Here is a 1414-nt window from a genome sequence, read left to right on the forward strand (position 1 = left end):
TCCGAATAAATGGTACCAAACAGGCAAATAACCAGTTCCCCACCGTCCTGAATGAATTTGCAGACCCTGGTGGTGTTGCAAACGCCACCTCTTTCAATCGTACTATCTGGAACGGGCATTACGGCTATTTACCGTTTCCGAAAACTTTCTCCGAACCGCAAACATTACTGGCTGGAATTGATTGCACACCGGGAGGGTTTGACTGCAGCAAAGAAATATATCGGTTGATCCATGAAATTGATATAGACCCGAACAGGTTGCCTGAAATAGCGATCCCAGCACCCACGGGCAGAGTTCTGAAAAGATATTGTCCGCCTCACAGGGTTTTGAGTGTTGCGTGGAACAGGGACAGTAAGCACATAGCGGTGGGAATAGGTTCAGGTACAGGCAGGAGTGGCTGTCCCCGTTCAGCAACCGTACAAATCTTTGAAATCAATGCCTCGGGGTCTCCCAGACTCCTTTACACTCTGACCTATCCGAAAAACGGATGGGCTCTAGGCGTTGAGTTCAACCACGACGGTACCGAGCTGGCAGTCGGAACTTATTATAATGGGGTCAGGATTTATGACGTGATGAACGGGTACATCCTCAAGAAGCGCCTGCCTCATGCGACAGGCTTTATACGGGCCCTTAAATACAACCACAGCGGCACCCTTCTGGCGGCCGGGGCAAGTGATAACACGGTCAAGGTTTACAATGTGACAAATGACTATGCCCTCGAGCGCGAACTGCATGATGCGACAGAGAAGATACTGAGCATTACCTTCAATCACGACGGCAGCTTGCTGGTAGCTGCTGCGGAAGATGGACAGATCAGGATTTATGCCGTGGCAAACTCGTTTAACCTCGAGCGAGTCCTGTTCTACAGGAAGACAGGCGGAGCACTCAGCATGGCTTTCAATCACGACAGCAGCCTGCTGGCAGCCGGAGGATATGAGATCAATTTTTATCGTGGGAAGAGTCCTTACACCCACCTGCGCCCCCAACTGTACACCGCACGCGGTGTGGCCGCAGATAGCATTGCCTTCAACCCCAGTGGCACCAGGCTGGCAGCCGGGAGGAACGATGGACAGGTATGGATTTATAGCGGGACAAGCCCATTTAAACACCTGAAAACCCTGACCGATGGGCACAACAGAATGTACAGTATTGCCTACGCTCAAAACAACAAATGGCTGGCTGTTGGTGATTTACATCAAAAAGTCTTGATTTATGAGCTCGATACACCATCGCCATCTCTACAGCCCCCAACCAGCGAATTTACCACCGCTTCTGTAGCTCATACTTCACCCAGTTCGGAGTCACTTTTAGGCGTTTCATCCGCTGTCCCATCTTCATCGGCACAGCCTTTAACCAGCACATTGCCCACCACTTCTGTAGCTCGCACTTCAAGCATTTCTGTGTCGCCGTCAGA

1 protein-coding gene is annotated in these 1414 nt (G+C 50.8%); it reads left to right on the forward strand.

All coding sequences use genetic code 11. From position 1 onward, the window contains the following. Window positions 1–572: 572 nt before the first annotated feature. The coding region (locus KDK17_RS14185) for a WD40 repeat domain-containing protein (protein ID WP_257275697.1) at window positions 573–1414 on the forward strand (842 nt) is incomplete at its 3' end.

The sequence above is a fragment of the Endozoicomonas sp. SESOKO2 genome, assembly GCF_024606245.1.
Lineage (GTDB): Bacteria > Pseudomonadota > Gammaproteobacteria > Pseudomonadales > Endozoicomonadaceae > Endozoicomonas_A.